Source organism: Syntrophaceae bacterium, from assembly GCA_013177795.1.
In the GTDB taxonomy this organism is placed as follows: Bacteria; Desulfobacterota; Syntrophia; order Syntrophales; family UBA2192; genus UBA2192.
In genome coordinates this window covers 368,081-385,083 of the sequence record JABLXY010000002.1, presented here as the reverse complement: position 1 = coordinate 385,083, position 17,003 = coordinate 368,081, and the positions used below count along the sequence as shown (strand labels likewise).

At 65.1% G+C, this 17,003-nt stretch carries 10 protein-coding genes; 6 read left to right on the top strand and 4 right to left on the bottom strand.

What is annotated here, in order from left to right; all coding sequences use genetic code 11:
• Positions 1-3 precede the first annotated feature (3 nt).
• Together HPY67_06775 and HPY67_06770 are read right to left on the bottom strand one after the other, a co-directional pair.
• Positions 4-1,245, bottom strand: coding sequence for a molybdopterin molybdotransferase MoeA (locus HPY67_06775; GenBank protein ID NPV04417.1), 1,242 nt, complete (start codon positions 1,243-1,245; stop codon positions 4-6).
• A gap of 234 nt (positions 1,246-1,479) precedes the next feature.
• Positions 1,480-2,934, bottom strand: a complete 1,455-nt coding sequence (locus HPY67_06770) for an IS1182 family transposase (GenBank protein ID NPV04416.1) — start codon at positions 2,932-2,934, stop codon at positions 1,480-1,482.
• Positions 2,935-3,297: 363 nt separating this feature from the next.
• On the opposite strand from HPY67_06770, the gene HPY67_06765 reads away from it, so the two are divergent.
• Positions 3,298-3,981 carry a hypothetical protein gene (locus tag HPY67_06765; GenBank protein ID NPV04415.1) on the top strand — a complete coding sequence of 228 codons (684 nt, stop codon included), beginning with the start codon at positions 3,298-3,300 and terminating at the stop codon, positions 3,979-3,981.
• Positions 3,982-4,081: 100 nt separating this feature from the next.
• On the opposite strand, the gene HPY67_06760 is transcribed toward HPY67_06765, so the two are convergent.
• Positions 4,082-5,116: a hypothetical protein gene (locus tag HPY67_06760; protein NPV04414.1), complete on the bottom strand. Its 1,035-nt coding sequence runs from the start codon at positions 5,114-5,116 to the stop codon at positions 4,082-4,084.
• Positions 5,117-5,939: 823 nt separating this feature from the next.
• Between HPY67_06760 and nadA the strand changes: the two genes are divergently transcribed.
• From nadA to uvrA, 5 genes are all read left to right on the top strand, one after another.
• The gene (nadA, locus tag HPY67_06755) at positions 5,940-6,848 is read left to right on the top strand and encodes a quinolinate synthase NadA (GenBank protein ID NPV04413.1); all 909 of its coding nucleotides are present in this window, start codon (positions 5,940-5,942) and stop codon (positions 6,846-6,848) included.
• Positions 6,849-7,100: 252 nt separating this feature from the next.
• The gene (gene mfd / locus HPY67_06750) at positions 7,101-10,634 is read left to right on the top strand and encodes a transcription-repair coupling factor (GenBank protein ID NPV04412.1); all 3,534 of its coding nucleotides are present in this window, start codon (positions 7,101-7,103) and stop codon (positions 10,632-10,634) included.
• 173 nt (positions 10,635-10,807) lie between these two features.
• Positions 10,808-11,860 (top strand): hypothetical protein, encoded by a 1,053-nt coding sequence (locus tag HPY67_06745; protein NPV04411.1) that lies wholly within the window; start codon positions 10,808-10,810, stop codon positions 11,858-11,860.
• A gap of 12 nt (positions 11,861-11,872) precedes the next feature.
• Positions 11,873-12,841 (top strand): hypothetical protein, encoded by a 969-nt coding sequence (locus tag HPY67_06740; GenBank protein NPV04410.1) that lies wholly within the window; start codon positions 11,873-11,875, stop codon positions 12,839-12,841.
• Positions 12,842-12,953: 112 nt separating this feature from the next.
• On the top strand, positions 12,954-15,788 hold the full coding sequence (gene uvrA, locus HPY67_06735; protein ID NPV04409.1) for an excinuclease ABC subunit UvrA: 2,835 nt from the start codon (positions 12,954-12,956) through the stop codon (positions 15,786-15,788).
• A gap of 174 nt (positions 15,789-15,962) precedes the next feature.
• Here the strand turns inward: uvrA and HPY67_06730 are convergent, their stop codons facing one another.
• A complete protein-coding gene (locus HPY67_06730; protein NPV04408.1) occupies positions 15,963-17,000 on the bottom strand; it encodes a radical SAM protein in 1,038 nt (345 codons plus the stop codon).
• Between the last annotated feature and the right edge of the window lie 3 nt (positions 17,001-17,003).

Here is a 17,003-nt window from a genome sequence, read left to right as displayed (position 1 = left end):
CCTTTAAAGATATTCCGGCCCTGCCGTCGTGTTGAGGGAGCCGTCCAGCAGCTGGACGGCCACCTCGTCGCCCGGTTTGACTGATGCGACATCCTCGGGCAGCACGACGAGGCCGTTGGCGAGCACCATGGACTTGAGGATCCCCGAGCCCTGCTCGCCCGTGAGGGCCGCGACGTACTTGCCGCCGCTCTGCTCGACGCGGGCCCGCAGGAAATACGTGAGCCCCCTTTTCTTCTCGTAGCCCCCGGTCATCTCGGCACGCACCGACTTCCGGAAGAGATTTTTGTATCCCCGCATCTTGAGGATCGCGGGGCGGATGAACTGCTCGAAGGACACCATGGACGACACGGGATTGCCCGGCAGGCCGAAGAGGGGCTTTCCCTCCAGCAGGCCGAAGGCCAGCGGGCGGCCCGGCCGCATGGCCACGCGCCAGAACTGAATGCGGCTGCCGATCTCGGCCATGATGTCCTTGACGAGGTCGTAGTCCCCCACGGAGACCCCGCCCGAGGAAATCACGATGTCGGCCCGCGCGGCCGTGCGGAACTTTGCGAGCAGGTCCTCCCGGTTGTCCCGGGCAATGCCCACCTGAAGGGGCATCCCCCCGGCCTCCAGGACCAATGCCGCCAGCGAGTAGCCGTTGCTGTTGACGATCTTGCCCGGGCCGGGCGTTTCGTCGACCTCGACGAGTTCGTCGCCCGTGGAGACAACGGCCACGACGGGCCGCTGGTGGACGGACACGTAAGAGCGGCCCAGCGCCGCGAGCATGCCGATCTCGGCGGGGCGGATGACGCTCCCCTTCGGGATGACGAGCTCGCCCGCCTTCACGTCCTCCCCCGCCTCGCGGATGTCGAGGCCCGGTGCCGCGGAAACGAAGATTTTCACCCTGCCTCCCTCGGCCTCCGTGTCCTCCACCCGCACGACGGCATCGGCCCCCTCGGGCAGGGGCGCGCCCGTCATGATCCGGATCGCCTGCCCCTTCCTGACGGGCTGCGTAGCCACCCTGCCCGCGGGTATGTCCTCCAGGACGTCGAGGACGGCGGGCTTTGACTTGCTCGCAAAGGCCGTGTCGGCGGCGATGACGGCGTAGCCGTCCATGGCCGAGTTGGCCAGCGGCGGAATGGTGCGGTCCGAGACGATGTCCTCGCCGAGGACGCAGCCGAGGGCCGAGGTGATGGGGACCTTCTCGCACCCGAGGGGATGAATCCCCTCGAGTATGGTCTTCAGGGCCTCCTGTACCTTGATCATTGCGAATCCCTTCTGCAGCTGTTTTCGGCAGAGGGTAGCCGAATCGACTCCCCGAGTCAACCCCGGTGCCCCCTCACCCCTTCCCTCTCCCGCGAGAGGCTGTGTCGCAACAGTCAAGAGGGGACGAGTTGTTTACCCGTTCTTTGACAACAAAATATCCGTAACGTCTATCCGCGCACGGTCTGTCGGGCAGGTTTTGATGGTTCAGGGCCCTTTGAAGAGCGCCGTTGAGCCTCATGCCGGTGCGAAGCAGGGCCTTCCGAGGGCCCGGAGCCTCTCGATGAGCCCGTTGACCCCGAGCAGCGAGATCAGGCGAGCCACATTGAAGCAACTGGCCAGCATCGAGACCTCGGCTCGCGCCCCCTCGAGCCCCCGTAGCAGGAAGGCATCGACCTTGAGGTTGCGCTTGATGTGCCCGAAGGGATGCTCGGCCCGGGTTTTGCGCCTCTCGTAGACGGCCTGCGAGGCGGCCTCCTCGTACTGGGCCTCCAGCCTGAGCTTAACCTCTTCGTTGGGCAGCCGGATGATCTTGCGCCCCCTGCGCGCCTGGGTGCAGCTCCCGTAGTGCCGGCACGCGTGGCAGATGGCCGCGTCGGTGATCACGTAGTGCCGCTTGCCCGTGCGTTTTTCCGTCGATTCATACCGGAGCCTGTGACCTTCAGGGCAGCTGTAGTCATCTTGCTCTGGGTCATACGCAAAATGGCTTTTGCTGAACGGCTTTTCCGGCTCTTTCCTCGCCTGCCGCTGTGAAGGCACGATCACTCGGATCCCCTGGCGGTCGATCTTCTCGAGCTCCGCCGTGTCGGCATAGCCGGCATCGGCGCAGGCCGTCTCGCAGGGACTCTCCAGCAGCGCGTTGGCGGCCTCGATCTGCCGGGCGAACTGGTTGACATCACTGGTCTCTTCGACGGCATCGGCCTGCAGCAGAAGCCCCTGCTTGTCATCCACCACCAACTGGACGTTGTAGGCCGCGTGGCTGCCCTGGACGCTCTTCATCAGGGCGCAGTCCGGGTCGGTGAGGTTGACGTGCCGGTGGCTGCCTCCCTCGAAGCCCCGCAGGGCCTCCTGGACCCGGTCCTTGAGCGTGTTCGTCTGGGCAAGGTCCTTTCGCATCGCCACGTACGAGTCCATGTGCCGCTCCCGGCGGTCGATGGCCTCGCAGTCCTGCAACAGCTGCTCGATGCGCCGATCCAGATCGGCCAGCTTCTTCTCGTACCAGGCCCGGTCATGGCTGCGGTAGCGTGAGGCATTGGCCCGGATCTTTGTGCCGTCGACAAACAGCACGTTGCCCGCGATTAGGTCGAGCTTGATGCAGAGCCGGGCGCAGTGCCGGAGCACCTGCTTGAGGGCCGCCTTGTGGTTGCGCCTAAACTCCGCGATGGTCTTGTGGTCGGGCCTCAGCCCGGCCATCAGCCACACAAAGGCCAGGTTGTGGTGGCACTCCCGTTCGAGCTTGCGGGAACTGCGTACCCCGTAGGAGTAGCCGTAGACCAGCAGCTTGAGCATCGCGCGCGGATCGTAGGCGGCGTTGCCGACCTGGTTGGGGTCCACCTCGATGCCCAGTTGCGGCAGATCCAAGGCCTCCACGAAGGCATCGTAGGCCCGTACCGGGTCCTCGGGGGACACGTAGTCCTCGATGCTGGCGGGCAGCAGCCCCAGTTGCAGACGGTCGCCGGTTCGATAGGCCATGAGCGCATCTCCTTTCGCGGAGCACTCTAGCACACCGGGCCGGGGTTGGCGATCCTTCGAGGTGCGTTACGGATATTTTTTTGTCAAAGAACTCAGCCCCTACTCCCTATTGCGACACAGCCTCCGAGGGGAGAGGGAGTGACGGAGTCGTGATCCGTGGCTCGCGATGACGCATCATCAGCTGGCACGGGGCTTGCTGTTGTCAAGTCTCGGCGCAGATCGACCGATTTTTCAACTGGGAATCCTTCGACTGCAGTACTCACGGGACGGAACTCGACCTGGTCTGGGCTGACGCGCCAAGGAGGGCAGCAGGTCCTTGCGGCGTGCGGTGAACCGCGCGCCCCCTTCCGTTGCGCAAGGACCATGAACGTGAAGAAAAACACCGGATCGGCTCGCATCGCGGCTTTCTTTGCCGCAATTCTCATCCTTGTACCTCTTGCTCCCGTCCCCCTCCACGCCGAGGGCGGCGGGCTGACCGCAGTGGCCGTGGCGAAATTCGCCGCGGGCGTCGCCTCGTCCATGCTCATGCACGAGGGGGCCCACGCCCTGGTTGCGGCCGCGACGAACACGCACATGAGCTGGAAGGCGGGCAACTACAACCAGCCCATCGCCTTCACGGAGGACGCCGACAGCGGAGCGAAGGGCGTCGCCCTCTACTCGGCGGGGCTCCTCACCCAGCTGGGCGCCTCGGAGGTCATCCTTCAGGTCGACCGGATCGACAAGAACGACGCATTCGTCCGAGGGATGATGGCGTGGAACGTCCTGAACCCCATCCTCTACTCCCTCGATTACTGGGTCTTCCGCATCGCCAACAAAAACGGCGGCCCCTCCTACCAAGGAGACCTGCAGGGCATCGAGCACTACTCCAGTGAGGCGACGGCCCAGGGCTTCGCCATCGGGATAACAGCCATCGCGGCCTTCCAGGGCTACCGCTTCCTCAAGACCCAGGACTGGGCCCCGGATTGGCTTAAGGGCGCCCCCGACAACGTCACCCTCGCGCCGATGCGCAGCGGCGGCGCCTTCCTGGCCTGGCACTGCAGCTTCTGAGTGAAAAAAGGGGAGACTGCCCCCTCGATTGTGCACGATGAAAACGAAGAGGGCGTACCCGCGTTGGGTCCGCCCTCTTCTGTTACTCTATCCCACCTTTTTACCAGGAAAAGATCACATCGAAGCCGCCATTGACGATCGTGCTGTCCGGGCTGATCATATTGCCTTGCGTTTCCCGCTCGCGGAAGTTGCTGAAGACAAACGCACCGCCTAAGCTGTTGGGATTTTCTATGTATCCCGACAGTGTCAGCACACCGTCGTACATGCGGTCGACATCATCCGTCGGGTCGTCGACCCAGAATTCCGAGAAGGTGCCGACGAAACGATCTCCCGGGCCCAAATCACCGTTGCCGGTGGTGTCCTGCCAGTCTACTCGAAGCGTTCCTGCCCTCCCCGTGCCGGGAAAGACGGCGCTGTTGCCGACAATGCTTCTGCTTGACTGAAGCTGATCATCATATTCAAAAACCAAGGCAACCAGCAGATAGGCAAGAGAGAACTGCTCGAAAATGAATTCTATCGCGCTGTAGCTGTACCGCGCAACTCTCAGATAGGGGGCTGCGCCGGCATCATTTTCCAAGGCTTCGAACTGTAGCCAAGTCAAATCGACAGGGCCGGCGACAAGATCGTTTAACTGATAGGCCGAGATTCTGACCCCTGTGGCTGTAATCTCTCCCATGACCCGGTCAAATCCAGTCACACCCGACGCAACATTGATCTGGAGAGCGCCGCGAGTGGGGTACTGCTGATTCCCGGGTGAGACGATGCCGCCGCTCCCGGACGGGGTCAGGATCCCAATCGACAGTGTCGCTTCTTCAATGAAGGGACTGGGAAGAGTGAATGCCATGGAGCGATTCTCATCCAGCGTGAGATCACCGGTATCCCGATTCAAAGTGCCCGTGAACCTGATCGAGGTCAGCGTGAAGGTCACTCCCTCGGGCGCAAACGTCGCAACGAGGGGATTATCAGATGTCCCGATACTGTAGTTGATTGTCACCGGAACCGTCGGTGCCGGTGTACCTCCGCCTCCTCCGCCTGCATCTCCCCCGCCGCCGCCCCCGCAGCCGAACATCATCACCGAGGCCAGAAACAAAAGCCCCAGCCATCCCAACCAGAACTTCCTGCTCGCCGCCATCATGACAAAGCCCTCCTTTTGAGAAATGATTTTCGAATCTGCCGTCGGCGAAAATCACCCGCGTGCACGCCGAAACACCGGCGACAACGCGCTATCCGGCGGGTCAGCGCCGTCTCGGCGATGAAACACAACAAAAACAAGGTCTCAGGACGAAAGGGACAATAAGGGTGGGTTGATCAACAGGAATCCGCTAACCGTTGCCGCGCTCAGGGCCGTGAAGGCAGCAGACGCCGACGAGAAAAACAACAGGAGAACGGTTTCCGCTCAAACCGGTGCGCGATGGGGAAAACGCCCTAAGTGGCTTGAAAATATGCAAAAATCGTACAGACGGCTCGCACCCGCCCCCGGGCCGGAACAACCCCACGGATTCATTGCCGATTGCGTAAGCCCCCATGGCTCTGCCCTTCTTGCCGGAAATCAGAGAATGTAAACGGATTCGACGCCCGGATTTGCAGCGTGATTGCGTTGATTGCAAAATTGATAATGAATAAAACATCTTATCGAGAAAGAAACCATTGAAACCATACTGTAAACAGAACCGACACAAGGGGGCGAATTCAGCCGGTGCCCGGGAGGCAGGAAAGACCAGGGAAACGGGGTCTGCCTTCAAATCTTTCCGGACCGGTAGCGTGTCGAAGGGCCTGAAACAAACCCGGCCCCTTGTCGTTCCCCGGTTTTTGCCTTGAGTTCAAGGGTTTAATGACCTATATTAGTTACACTACACGGTCCCCGGGACAAGCCCGGGGTCATGACTGGTTATAGATATTCGATGCCTCCACCGGCGTACGGAACGGAGATAGGCCGGATACCCGAACAGGAATCGACTGTGGACAAAAACGAGCTAAACGGCAAAATCAGGGCGCTGCTGAAAGAGAAAAACGGCATCCTCCTGGCCCACTACTACCAGCGCGACGAGGTGCAGGAGATTGCCGACCTCACGGGGGACTCCCTTGCCCTGAGTTTCGAGGCGGCCAAGACGAAGGCCGACGTCATCGTCTTTGCCGGGGTGCACTTCATGGCCGAGAGCGCCTCGATCCTCTCGCCGGACAAGACCGTCCTGCTGCCCCGTTACGAGGCGGGCTGCGCCCTGGCCGACACGATCACCGAGGAGGCCCTGGAACAGGAGAAGGCGAAATACCCCGGCGCGGCGGTCATGACCTACATCAACTCCTCGGCGGCCATCAAGGCGGCAAGCGATATCTGCTGCACCTCGGCCAATGCCGTGCGCGTCGTGAATTCCCTTGCTGAAAAGAGGGTGATCATGATCCCCGACGGCAACCTCGCCCGCTACACGGCGAAGTTCACCGACAAGGAGATCATCCCCTGGGGCGGGGCCTGCCCCGTCCACGACGAGCTGACCCCGCAGGAGGTTCTGGCCGTCAAGGCCCGGTACCCCAACGCGAAGTTCGCCGCCCACCCCGAATGCCGCGAGGAGGTGTTGAGGCTGGCGGACTTCGTGGGCAGCACCTCAGGCATCATCGAATACGCGGGGAAGATGGAGGGCAGCGAGCTGATCTTCGGCACCGAGATCGGGATCCTCTACCCGCTCAGGACGCGCTGGCCCGGCAAGACCTTCATCCCCGCCTCGGAGAAAATGATCTGCGAAACCATGAAGCTCACGACGCTCGAGGACATCCTGAAGGCCCTGACGAACATGGCGCCCGTGGTGAAGGTGCCCGAGGCAATCCGGGTGCCGGCGAAGAGGTGTTTAGACCGCATGCTGGCGGTGGGCTAAGGCTGTCGCCGGCTCTATTAGACCGAGCTTAAACGCGAAGAAAGTACCCCACATCAAGCAACAGGGCATCAGAGAATGTCACGCCCTTGCAAACGGGCACCATGATGGATCTCCTCTTTCGAGGGAATGACAAAGCTTTGGGGAATCTACCCAGAGTGATTGAACAGGAAGACGAGAGAATCCCCCTGCATCCCCCTTTTTATTAAAGGGGGACTTCATTATGAGGGGGATTTCGTATTGGATTAACGTTCCGTGAATTCCGATCTGCAGAAACTCCTCCAGGCCGACCCTGCCTTCCGGGCCGCGCTCGAGCGCATCGGGCGCGGGGGCGAGACGAGGGTGACGGGCCTGAAGGGCTCCTCGAAGGCCCTCTTCATCGCCGCCCTGCACGAGCTGACCCTGCGCACGGTCGTCGTGCTGTGCGCGGGCCTCGACGAGGCGCGCTCGCTCGAACAGGATGCGGCGTTCTTCGCGGGCAGCGGGGCCGTCCTGCTCATGCCCCCCTGGGACCTCATGCTCCCTGAGGCCCTCTCGCCGCAGCGGGACGTGGAGCGCGAGCGCATCCGCGTCCTCTCCGCGCTGATCGAGAAGAAGCCCTCGATCGTCATCATCCCCCGCGCGGCCCTGCTCCAGAAGGTCGTGCCGCGGGACGTCGTCGCGGGCTTCATGGCCCCCGTGTCCATCGGGGACACCCTCGACCGGGACCTCTTCGCCGCCAAGCTCGTCGAGGGGGGCTACCGCCGGGTGCCGCTCGTCGAGGAGGGGGGAGATTTCAGCGTCCGGGGCAACGTGATCGACCTCTACCCCCCCGCGGCCCCGGGGCCCTACCGGCTGCTGCTGGCGGGCGACGAGATCGAGTCGATCCGGGAGATGGACGTCGCCTCCCAGCGCTCCCGCAAGGAACTGGCCGACTTCACCCTCACGCCGGCGCGGGAACTCGTCCTCTCCGAGGAGGCCCGCAGGAGGGCCCTACGCAACCTGCGGATCCGGGCAGGGGAGCTGGGCCTCCCGGTTCGCGCGCGGGACCGCCTGGCCGAGATGATCGGAAACGGCATGGCCTCCTCACTCAACCCGCAGTTCTTCCCCCTCTTCTACATGGATGAAACGGGGGCGAACGGCCTCGAGCCCATCACGGACTACCTGCCCGCCGGCGGCCTCGTCATCGTCGACGACCCCCTGTCCACGGCGCGGGCCGACGAGAGGGCGCGCAACGACATCAGCCGCCTGTTCCTCCGCGCAAAGGACGAGGAGCGGTTCCACCTTGACGAGACCGCGCTGTTCCTGCCGGAGGGGGACCCCCTGCAAGCGGCGGGGCGAACCCCCGAGGTCGTCATCGAGGACATCGCGGTCGGCGCGGAGGACGACGGCGGGGCGATCCGGTTTGACGTCGAGACGGACCTGGGCCTGCGGCCGAAGGAGCCCGCCCTCATCCAGCGCGAGGAGAGTCTGCTGGCGCCCGTGGCCGAGAGGGTCCGGGCCTGGACCCGCGAGGGGTTCCTCGTCTGCTACCTCTGCGCCGGAGAGGAGGAGCGGCTGCGGATGAGCCATCTCCTCGAGGACTATGCGCTGCCCCTAGGGCACTCGGAGAGGCCCTTCTTCACGGAACTCTGCGCACCGCGGGGCGCGCAGGGGCGCCTGCTGCTCTGCGAGGGGAAGATCGCCGGGGGCTTCGCCCTGCCGGGGCTCAAGCTCGTCGTCGTGGGCGAGGAGGAGATCTTCGGGAAGAAGGCCCGCCGGCGCCGCCCCGCCCGGGCCCGCGAGGGCTGGTTTTTGCAGTCCTTCGGCGAGCTCAACGAGGGCGACTTCGTGGTCCACACCGACCACGGCATCGGCGTCTACCGGGGCCTCAAGCGGCTGAGCGTGGGCGCGATCGAGAACGACTTCCTGCTCATGGAGTACCAGGGGGGCGACAGGCTCTACATCCCCGTACACCGCCTGGACCAGATCCAACGCTACATCGGGCCCGACGGGCACGAGCCTCGAATCGACAAGTTGGGGGGCACGGCCTGGGAGACGGCCAAGCGGCGCGTGAAGAGGGCCGTCGAGGAGATCGCCGAGGACCTGGTGGCCCTCTACGCCGCCCGCGACTCGATGAAGGGCCACGCCTTCTCCCCCGTCGACCGCTACTACGAGGAGTTCGCCTCCTCCTTCGAGTACGAGGAGACCCCCGACCAGGCCCGGGCCATCGAGGACGTCAACCTCGACATGGACGGCGAGAAGCCCATGGACCGCCTCATCTGCGGCGACGCGGGCTTCGGGAAGACCGAGGTGGCCATCCGCGCCGCCTTCCGGGCCGCGATGGACGGCAAGCAGACGGCCGTGCTCGTGCCCACGACGATCCTCGCCGAGCAGCACTACCAGAGCTTCCGGGCGCGGCTGGCGAAGTACCCCGTCCGGATCGAGACCCTCAACCGCTTCAAGACGCGGGAGCAGCAGAAGCAGGTGATCGAGAAGATCGCGAAGGGTGCGGTCGACATCGTCGTCGGCACCCACCGGCTGCTGCAGAAGGACGTCGTCTTCAAGGACCTGGGGCTCGTCGTGATCGACGAGGAGCAGCGCTTCGGCGTCACGCACAAGGAGAAGCTCAAGAAGCTGCGCACGCTCGTGGACGTGCTCACGCTGACGGCCACGCCCATCCCGCGCACACTCCAGCTCTCCCTCGTGGGGATCCGGGACCTCTCCATCATCCACACGCCCCCCGAGGGGAGGCAGTCCATCAAGACCTGGGTGCTCGAGTTCGACGACGAGGTGATCCGCAAGGCCGTCCTCGAAGAGATGGACCGCGGGGGCCAGGTATTCTTCATCCACGACCGGGTGCACTCGATCCATCACATGGCGCGGCGCGTCGGGCAGGTCGTCCCCGAGGCGAAGATCGGCGTGGCCCACGGGCAGATGCCCCCCCGGGAGCTGGAAGAGGTGATGGTAAAATTCCTTCGTAAAGAATACGATGTTCTGGTATGTACGACGATCATCGGGTCGGGCGTCGACATCCCCGCAGCCAACACGATCATCATTGACCGCGCGGACCGGTTCGGCCTCGCACAGCTCTACCAGCTCCGGGGGCGCGTGGGGCGCTCGAGGGAGGAGGCCCGGGCCTACTTGCTGATCCCGCCGGGGGCCATGCTCTCGCCCGACGCGCAGAAGAGGCTCACGGTGATCAAGGAATTCACCGAGCCCGGCTCGGGGTTCCGCATCGCCTCGCAGGACCTCGAGATCCGCGGGGCCGGCAACCTCGTGGGCATGGCGCAGACGGGGCACATCTCGGCCGTAGGTTACGAGATGTACACGCAGCTCATGGAGCGGGCCGTGCGGGAGCTGCGGGGCGAAAAGGCACCGGAGGCGGAGATCAGGCCGGAGATCCATCTCGGCATCGCGGCCTTCGTGCCCGACAGCTACGTGCCCGACGCGCACCGACGGCTCGTGACCTACAAGAAGCTCTCCATGGCCGCCTCTGACGATGAGCTGCGGGAGTTGCGGGAGGAGATGCAGGACTGCTACGGGCCCCTGCCCCCGGAGGTGGAGAACCTGGTCGGGGTCATCAGCCTGCGCAACCTCATGAAGGGCCTCATGGCCGAAAAGATGGAGTACGACGGGCACAGCATGATCCTCGCGATCCACCGGTCGAGCCCCATCGACCCGCTGCGGCTCATCGCGCTGGCGAAGAAGAAGTGGAAGGGGATGCGCTTCACGCCCGACCACCGGCTCTACGTGCCCATGCCCGATCTGCCCGATGGGCAGGTCATCGAGGCGGCCAAGGGGCTGCTCGCGGAGCTGGCCGCCCAGTGACCGATGCGCGGCAGTGAACGGCCGCCGGAGACCATCGACCGGCAAAGCAAAAAGAAAAAGGAGCGAAAGGCAGCGGGCGCAGGCAACAGAACGATAAATCCTCCCTTTGCAAAGGGGAAAGGGGGGACTTGAACCGGACGGACATGACAGAACGGGTTTCAGGGGATGCGGCGATGGAAGGTCGCTCGAGAGAGTCGCAGCGCGGCGATCGGCGCAGGGCGGCGGGTGTCGTCCTGGCGGGGCTTGCCGCCGTGTGCCTCGCCGCGGCAATCGGGTGCTCGTCCTTCCGAACGCCGTCGGAAGACGCCATCGCGACGGTCAACGGCGCCGAGATCACGGTGAAGGACTTCACCGTAAAGCTGCGAAACGCTCTCAATCTCGCGGGGACGCCGTCGGCGCTGCAGGCCCACAACATCGACGCCATCAAACGGGAGGCCCTCGACGAGCTCATCGAGGAGAAGCTCATGCTGATCCGTGCCGAGAGGCTCGGGCTCAGGGTGACGGACGAGGAGCTTAAGAGGCGCGTCGAGGAGATCAGGAAGGACTATTCCGGCGAGAACTTCGCCCAGGTCTTCGGCGGCGAGAAGGTGGACTACAAGATCTGGAGCGAGGAGCTGAGGAAGCGTCTCCTGCTGGAAAAGCTCATCGACCAGGAAGTCAACGCGAAAATCACCGTGACCGATGAGGAGGCCCAGGAAGCCTACCAGGCCAACCGGGGCAAGTACTACTCCGAGGAGTCGGTGCACGTGGCGCAGATCGTCGTGCCGACCAAGGAAAAGGCCGACGCCGTGCTGCGGCGTCTCCAAGCCGGGGAGGAATTCGCCAAGATCGCCCAGGAGGTCTCCACGGGACCCGAGGCGGCCAAGGGGGGCGACCTCGGCGTGTTCACCCGGGGCGTGATGCCGGAGGCCTTCGACCGGGTCGTTTTTTCTCTTCCCGAGGGCAGGACCAGCAAGGTCGTCAAGAGCCCTTACGGGTTCCACGTCTTCAAGGTCCTGAAGCGGGAACCGGGGCGCTGGATCGAGTTCGCCGAGGTGAAGGACAAGATCAAGCTGGACCTTATCAAGGCCAAGGAAGAGAAAGAATTCCGCAGGTGGCTCGATCAGCTCAAGTCGGAGGCGAAGATCCGCATCGACGAGGAGCGCCTGAGACAGGTCAAGATCGACGAGCCGCGACCCGCGGGGACCGGGCCGGAAGGGGCCCGGCAGGCCCCCGGCAAGGGATGAGGACGGTTGGAAATGAGCAAGACGCATCGGTTTTTGGCTTTCGTTGCAGCCCTGTGTTTCTTCGCGGCGCCCGCCGTGCGGGCGGAGATCGTCGACCGCATCGTCGCCGTCGTCAATGACGACGTGATCACCCAGCACGAGCTGGAGAGCACCGTCGAGAGCATTCTCAAGCGGTACGACAGGAGCATCCGCCCGGAGGACCGCGACCGGGTCGCCGCCGAGGCGAGGAGGGCTCTCATCGCCAGGCTCGTCGACGACATGCTGCTGCGCCAGGAGGCCAGGCGGCTGGGGATCACGGTCAAAGAGGAAGAAGTGACCAACGCGATCCAGGAAAATCTCAAGAGGCGCAACATGTCGATGGACGACCTGCAGCAGGCCCTGGCAAGAGAAGGCTCGAGCCTGGACAAGCAGCGGGAGGCCACACGGAACGACCTCATCCGCATGCGGATCATGCAGAGGGAAATCCGCCAGCGCGTCTCCGTGACCCCCGAGGAGATTGGGGCCTTTTACCAGGAGCACCGGGACGAGTACGAGGGCAAGCTCCGGGTGCGGCTGCAGATGATCCCCCTGCCCGTCCCGGAGGGGGCCGATGCCCAGGAGAGGGCCGGGCAGCGCGCCAGGGCCGAGGCCATCCTGAAGCGGATCCGGGCCGGCGAGCCCTTCGAGGCGCTCGCAAACGAGGCCCGTGCGGGGCAGCCGCAGACGGGGGGAGACCTCGGGTACGTGGAGAAGGGAACGATGCACCCCAGCATCGAGGAGGCCGCGTTCAGCCTCAAGCCCGGCGAGGTGAGCGGCGTCATCGAGACACCCCAGGGCTTCGCCATCATCCGCGCCCTCGACCGGCGGGGCGGCGGGAGCCTCTCGGTCAAGGCCACCCGGGATGACATCGAGGAGCGTCTCTACCGGATGAAGATGGAGAAGAAATTCGAGGAGTGGCTCGCGGAGCGGCGACAGAAGGCGCACATCGAAATTCGCCTCTGAAAGGCAGGCGAAGGGCGAAATGAATCTTTCCCCCTCACCTCGATCCTCTCCCGCCAGGGAAGAGGAAGTGAAAGGAGAAAAACGTTCACGGGGGCAGAGGGGGATCTGAGTCATGATGAAGTTCATCCGCATCAAGGGCGCATCCCAGCACAACCTCAAGAACATCAGCCTCGACATCCCCCGGGACAGCCTCGTCGTCATCACCGGCGTGAGCGGGTCGGGCAAATCCACGCTGGCCTTCGACACGATCTACGCCGAGGGGCAGCGGCGCTACGTCGAGTCGCTGTCGACCTACGCCCGACAGTTCATCGGGCAGATGGACAAGCCCGAGGTGGAGTCCATCGAGGGCCTCTCCCCCGCCATCGCGATCGAGCAGCGCAGCGCGAGCCACAACCCCCGCTCCACGGTGGGGACCGTCACGGAGATCTACGACTACCTGCGACTGCTCTACGCGCGGATCGGCGTGCCCCACTGCACCCGGTGCGGCCGCGAGATCCGCTCGCAGACGATCGACGCCATGGTGGAGCATCTCCTGGCGCTGCCGGAGGGGACGGCCGTCTGCCTCATGGCCCCCGTCATCCGCGGCAAGAAGGGGGAATTCCAGCGCGAGCTTGCCCGCCTGCGGCGCGAGGGCTACGTGCGGGTACGGGTGGACGGAGAGACCCGGGACCTGGCCGACGAGATCACCCTGGACCGCAACCGCCGCCACGACATCGACGTCGTCGTGGACCGCCTCGCCGTCCGCGAGGGGGTCCGCAAGCGCCTGCGCGATTCCCTGGAGATCTCGGCCCGCCTCTCCGACGGACTCGTCCGCGCGGACATCGCCGGGGGCGGCGAAATCCTCTTCAGCGAGCGCTACGCCTGCCCCGACTGCAACGTGAGCCTCCCGGAGCTCGCCCCCCGGATGTTCTCCTTCAACAGCCCTTACGGGGCCTGCCCGGAGTGCGACGGCCTGGGGACCAAGATCTTCTTCGACGAGGACCTCGTCGTGCCCGACCCGGGGCTCTCGATCCGCGACGGGGCGATCGCCCCCTGGCAGAGGCGCAACTCCATGGTCTTCCACCAGATGCTCGAGGCCCTCTCGGAGCACTTCGGCTTCGACATCAACACGCCCTTCCGGGAGCTCCCCGAGACGGTCCGCCGCGTGTTGCTCTACGGCTCGGGCGACGAGGCGATCCGGTTCTACACGGACAGCGGCGGCAAGAGGCACTTCACGGAGAAGCCCTTCGAGGGCATCATCCCGAACCTCGACCGCCGCTATCACGACTCGGACTCCCACGACGTGCGGGCGGAGCTGGAGCGGTACCTCAACATGAGCGAGTGCCCCGCCTGCGGGGGAGCGCGCCTCAGGAAGGAGAGCCTCTCCGTCACGGTGGGCGGCAAGAACATCCACGAGATGTGTTGCCTGTCCATCGCCGACGGCATGGCGTTTTTGCAGTCGCTGCCGCTCACGAGACAGGAAGCCGCCGTCTCGGAGCGCATCCTGAAGGAGATCCGCGACCGGATGCGCTTCCTCCTGGACGTGGGCATGGACTACCTGAGCCTCGAGCGGGCCTCGGGGACGCTTTCGGGCGGGGAGTGGCAGCGCATCCGCCTGGCCACGCAGATCGGCTCGGGGCTCACGGGGGTGCTCTACGTGCTGGACGAGCCCACGATCGGGCTGCACCCCCGGGACAACGGCCGCCTCATCGCGACCCTGGCCCGCCTCAAGGACATGGGGAACACGGTGCTCGTCGTCGAGCACGATGCCGACATGATGGCGGCCTCCGACCGGATCATCGACATGGGGCCCGGCGCGGGGCGCGAGGGCGGAGAGGTCGTCTTTCAGGGGACCCCGGCGGAGATCCTGGCGAGCGAGACGTCCCTGACCGGCCAATACCTCTCCGGCAGGCGCTGCATCCCCGTGCCGGAGCGGCGGCGGGCGCCGACGGGACGGCGCATCATCCTCGAGGGCGCCACGGAGAATAATTTGAAGGACATCGATATCCGCATCCCCGTCGGCGTGCTCACCTGCGTCACCGGGGTCTCCGGTTCGGGCAAGAGCACCCTCGTCCTGGAGACCCTCTACCGGGTGCTGGCCCGGCGCCTGTACCGCTACAAGGGCAAGGTCGGCAGGATTCGCAACGTCCGGGACCTGGGGGGCATCGAGCGGGTCATCGTGATGAACCAGCAGCCCATCGGCCGCACACCGCGCTCCAACCCCATCACCTACACGGGGGCCTTCACCTTCATCCGGGACCTCTTCGCCCAGCTGCCCGAGTCCCGGACCCGCGGGTACAGACCGGGACGGTTCAGCTTCAACGTCAAGGGCGGCCGCTGCGAGGCCTGCGAGGGCAACGGCCTCATCCGGATCGAGATGCACTTCCTGCCCGACGTGTACGTGACCTGCGACGTCTGCCGCGGCAGGCGCTTCAACCGCGACACCCTGGACATCCACTACAAGGGCAAGAGCATCGCCGAGGTCCTCGACATGACGGTGAGCGAGGCGATCGGATTCTTCGAGAACGTCCCGCCCATCCGCTCGAGGCTCTCGCTCCTGCACGACGTGGGGCTGGGCTACATCCGGCTGGGCCAGTCGGCGACGACGCTCTCCGGCGGCGAAGCCCAACGGATCAAGCTCGCCCGCGAGCTGGGCAAGCCCTCCCGCGGCAACACGCTCTACATCCTCGACGAGCCGACGATCGGCCTGCACTTCGCCGACGTGCAGAAGCTGCTCGACGTGCTCATGCGCCTCGTCGACATGGGCAACACCATCGTCGTGATCGAGCACAACCTCGACGTGATCAAGTCGGCCGACTGGATCATCGACCTCGGGCCCGAGGGGGGCCCCGGCGGGGGAAGGATCGTGGCCGAGGGGACGCCGGAGGACGTGGCGCGGACGGAAGGGTCGCTGACGGGGAAGTTTCTGCAGAAGGTCCTGCAGCGCGAGAACCGGCGAACGGCATGAGGCGAAGGGCCAAGGGCGAGAAGAAAATCCCCCTGCATTCCCCTTTGCAAAATGCTGACAGAGGGGGATTTCCATTTTCGTCGTTCGCCCTGCTTCTCGAGGATGCAGTTGTCTTCGAGCCGGGTATCGTCCCTGACGCTCCCGACGGCGGGATGGCGGGGATCGGCGTGCGGCCTACCGGGCGAAGCGCAGCAGGTGGGTATTCCCCAGGTTGACCCGCCGCAGGTACCTGCGGGCGGCCTCCACGCAGGCGTCGATCTGGCCGCGGGGCGTGACGGGCAGATCCCGCATCTGGAAGTCGGGGTGAAAGATGAGGAGGGAGTAAGGGATCCCGGCGTCGAGGCCGGCGATGAACCGGGCAACAGCCTCGACCTCCAACGCATCGACGTAATGGGGCACCAGGAGGGTTGTCGCCGTGAGGAGGCCGCTCTCGCGAAACGTCGCCGCAATGCGGGAAAAGTTCTCGAAGGACCGGGACGTGTCCACCCCGCAGAGGGCGCGCGCGATTTCGGGGCGGGCTGCCTTGAGATCGAACTTCACGACCCCCCCGCTCCTCAGGGAAAGCTCCGCCGCGCGCTCGACGAGCTTCGGGCTCCCGCAGCCGTTCCACTCCCAGCAGATGTGCTTCGTGTTGCCGCTGCGCTCGATGACCCTCCGCGACACCTCCAGCGCAAAGGGGAGCTGCGGTTCGGGAGAGCCCCCGAAGAAGCAGACGCACCGCACGTGGGGCTCGAGCGCGGCCTGCACCATCGCCTCGACATCGATCACGGGGGCCCCGTCGAGTTCCTTGTGGGAGGCATTCTGGCAGAACAGGCAGTCGAGGTTGCACCCGTAGAAAAACACGGCCAGGTTGGTGCCCCGCTCGCCGCTGCCGCGGCAGAACCAGGAGGCGCAGCAGTTCGTCGGGAGCGGGTCGAAATACATGTGGGCCAGGGCGCTCCCCGGCTGCACCGCATGGGCCAGCCGGCCGTTTCGCTCGAGATGCAGGCCGCAGTAGCCCTTCTGCCCCGGTCCCAGCCGGCAGTCGTTGGCGCAGAGGCCGCAGGCAACGCCGCCCGGGGTTGCGGGCGGGCTCGCGGGGAGACCGAAGCGCGCCCGGACCGGGCCGTGAAGCCCCCCGGGGTCAAGGACGGCCCTGGCCGCCCGCAGGCAGTCGGCACAGACGCCGATCGCTTGCGCCGCCTCCCTTTCACGGCAGAGCCTGCAGACCACGAC

Bases quoted from the DNA above. Each gene is read 5' to 3' on its own strand.
- HPY67_06775 (NPV04417.1), bottom strand. From the start codon at position 1,245: ATGATCAAGGTACAGGAGGCCCTGAAGACCATACTCGAGGGGATTCAT.
- HPY67_06770 (NPV04416.1), bottom strand. From the start codon at position 2,934: ATGGCCTATCGAACCGGCGACCGTCTGCAACTGGGGCTGCTGCCCGCC.
- HPY67_06765 (NPV04415.1), top strand. From the start codon at position 3,298: ATGAACGTGAAGAAAAACACCGGATCGGCTCGCATCGCGGCTTTCTTT.
- HPY67_06760 (NPV04414.1), bottom strand. From the start codon at position 5,116: ATGATGGCGGCGAGCAGGAAGTTCTGGTTGGGATGGCTGGGGCTTTTG.
- HPY67_06745 (NPV04411.1), top strand. From the start codon at position 10,808: ATGGAAGGTCGCTCGAGAGAGTCGCAGCGCGGCGATCGGCGCAGGGCG.
- HPY67_06740 (NPV04410.1), top strand. From the start codon at position 11,873: ATGAGCAAGACGCATCGGTTTTTGGCTTTCGTTGCAGCCCTGTGTTTC.
- uvrA (NPV04409.1), top strand. From the start codon at position 12,954: ATGATGAAGTTCATCCGCATCAAGGGCGCATCCCAGCACAACCTCAAG.